This window comes from Pseudomonas sp. NBRC 100443, assembly GCF_030268185.1.
In the GTDB taxonomy this organism is placed as follows: Bacteria; Pseudomonadota; Gammaproteobacteria; order Pseudomonadales; family Pseudomonadaceae; genus Pseudomonas; species Pseudomonas citronellolis.
Window position 1 is genome coordinate 1 of record NZ_BSQE01000050.1, and the last position, 3,138, is coordinate 3,138.

The 3,138-nt window shown below is 52.3% G+C and carries 1 rRNA gene; it reads left to right on the top strand.

The features are described 5' to 3' along the window. Positions 1-193: 193 nt before the first annotated feature. A 23S ribosomal RNA gene (locus tag QSJ95_RS32440) occupies positions 194-3,083 on the top strand. The last annotated feature ends 55 nt before the right edge of the window (positions 3,084-3,138 follow it).

The window sequence follows — 3,138 nt, forward strand, 5'->3', positions numbered from 1 at the left end:
AACGAACCTTGCTGTCTGGTCTTTGTACCGGAACCGTTCTTTAAAAATTTGGGTATGTGATAGAAGTAGACTGAATGATCTCTTTCACTGGGGATTGTTCAAGTCAAGGTAAAATTTGCGAGTTCAAGCGCGAATTTTCGGCGAATGTCGTCTTCACGTTCGAGACGTATGACCAGATTGCTTGGGGTTATATGGTCAAGTGAAGAAGCGCATACGGTGGATGCCTTGGCAGTCAGAGGCGATGAAAGACGTGGTAGCCTGCGATAAGCTTCGGGGAGTCGGCAAACAGACTTTGATCCGGAGATCTCTGAATGGGGGAACCCAGCCAGCACAAGCTGGTTATCACACACTGAATCCATAGGTGTGTGAGGCGAACCAGGGGAACTGAAACATCTAAGTACCCTGAGGAACAGAAATCAACCGAGATTCCCTTAGTAGTGGCGAGCGAACGGGGACTAGCCCTTAAGCTTCTTAGAATCTAACAGAACGCTCTGGAAAGTGCGGCCATAGTGGGTGATAGCCCCGTATGTGAAAGGTTCTAGGAAGTGAAATCGAGTAGGACGGCGCACGTGAAACGTTGTCTGAACATGGGGGGACCATCCTCCAAGGCTAAATACTACTGACTGACCGATAGTGAACCAGTACCGTGAGGGAAAGGCGAAAAGAACCCCGGAGAGGGGAGTGAAATAGAACCTGAAACCGTATGCGTACAAGCAGTGGGAGCCCACTTGTTGGGTGACTGCGTACCTTTTGTATAATGGGTCAGCGACTTATATTCAGTGGCGAGCTTAACCGAATAGGGGAGGCGTAGCGAAAGCGAGTCTTAATAGGGCGTTTAGTCGCTGGGTATAGACCCGAAACCGGGCGATCTATCCATGAGCAGGTTGAAGGTTAGGTAACACTGACTGGAGGACCGAACCCACTCCCGTTGAAAAGGTAGGGGATGACTTGTGGATCGGAGTGAAAGGCTAATCAAGCTCGGAGATAGCTGGTTCTCCTCGAAAGCTATTTAGGTAGCGCCTCACGTATCACTCCAGGGGGTAGAGCACTGTTTCGGCTAGGGGGTCATCCCGACTTACCAAACCGATGCAAACTCCGAATACCTGGAAGTGTCAGCGTGGGAGACACACGGCGGGTGCTAACGTCCGTCGTGAAAAGGGAAACAACCCAGACCGTCAGCTAAGGTCCCAAAGTTGTGGTTAAGTGGTAAACGATGTGGGAAGGCTTAGACAGCTAGGAGGTTGGCTTAGAAGCAGCCACCCTTTAAAGAAAGCGTAATAGCTCACTAGTCGAGTCGGCCTGCGCGGAAGATGTAACGGGGCTCAAACCACACACCGAAGCTACGGGTGCATCGCAAGATGCGCGGTAGAGGAGCGTTCTGTAAGCCTGTGAAGGTGAGTTGAGAAGCTTGCTGGAGGTATCAGAAGTGCGAATGCTGACATGAGTAACGACAATGGGAGTGAAAAACTCCCACGCCGAAAGACCAAGGGTTCCTGCGCAACGTTAATCGACGCAGGGTTAGTCGGCCCCTAAGGCGAGGCAGAAATGCGTAGTCGATGGGAAACAGGTTAATATTCCTGTACTTCTAGTTACTGCGATGGAGGGACGGAGAAGGCTAGGCCAGCTTGGCGTTGGTTGTCCAAGTTTAAGGTTGTAGGCTGGGCACTTAGGCAAATCCGGGTGTTCAAGGCCGAGAGCTGATGACGAGCTTTCTTTTAGAGAGCGAAGTGGTTGATGCCATGCTTCCAGGAAAAGCTTCTAAGCTTCAGGTAACTAGGAACCGTACCCGAAACCGACACAGGTGGTCGGGTAGAGAATACCAAGGCGCTTGAGAGAACTCGGGTGAAGGAACTAGGCAAAATGGCACCGTAACTTCGGGAGAAGGTGCGCCGGTGAGGGTGAAGTATTTACTGCGTAAGCCCACGCCGGTCGAAGATACCAGGCCGCTGCGACTGTTTATTAAAAACACAGCACTCTGCAAACACGAAAGTGGACGTATAGGGTGTGACGCCTGCCCGGTGCCGGAAGGTTAATTGATGGGGTTAGCGAAAGCGAAGCTCTTGATCGAAGCCCCGGTAAACGGCGGCCGTAACTATAACGGTCCTAAGGTAGCGAAATTCCTTGTCGGGTAAGTTCCGACCTGCACGAATGGCGTAACGATGGCGGCGCTGTCTCCACCCGAGACTCAGTGAAATTGAAATCGCTGTGAAGATGCAGTGTATCCGCGGCTAGACGGAAAGACCCCGTGAACCTTTACTGTAGCTTTGCACTGGACTTTGAGCCTGCTTGTGTAGGATAGGTGGGAGGCTTTGAAGCGTGGACGCCAGTTCGCGTGGAGCCAACCTTGAAATACCACCCTGGCATGCTTGAGGTTCTAACTCTGGTCCGTGATCCGGATCGAGGACAGTGTATGGTGGGCAGTTTGACTGGGGCGGTCTCCTCCTAAAGAGTAACGGAGGAGTACGAAGGTGCGCTCAGACCGGTCGGAAATCGGTCGCAGAGTATAAAGGCAAAAGCGCGCTTGACTGCGAGACAGACACGTCGAGCAGGTACGAAAGTAGGTCTTAGTGATCCGGTGGTTCTGTATGGAAGGGCCATCGCTCAACGGATAAAAGGTACTCCGGGGATAACAGGCTGATACCGCCCAAGAGTTCATATCGACGGCGGTGTTTGGCACCTCGATGTCGGCTCATCACATCCTGGGGCTGAAGCCGGTCCCAAGGGTATGGCTGTTCGCCATTTAAAGTGGTACGCGAGCTGGGTTTAGAACGTCGTGAGACAGTTCGGTCCCTATCTGCCGTGGACGTTTGAGATTTGAGAGGGGCTGCTCCTAGTACGAGAGGACCGGAGTGGACGAACCTCTGGTGTTCCGGTTGTCACGCCAGTGGCACTGCCGGGTAGCTATGTTCGGAATAGATAACCGCTGAAAGCATCTAAGCGGGAAACTAGCCTCAAGATGAGATCTCACTGGGAACTTGATTCCCCTGAAGGGCCGTCGAAGACTACGACGTTGATAGGTCGGGTGTGTAAGCGCTGTGAGGCGTTGAGCTAACCGATACTAATTGCCCGTGAGGCTTGACCATATAACACCCAAACAATTTGTGTGTTAGACGGTGAAGTCGACGAACCGAAAGTTCG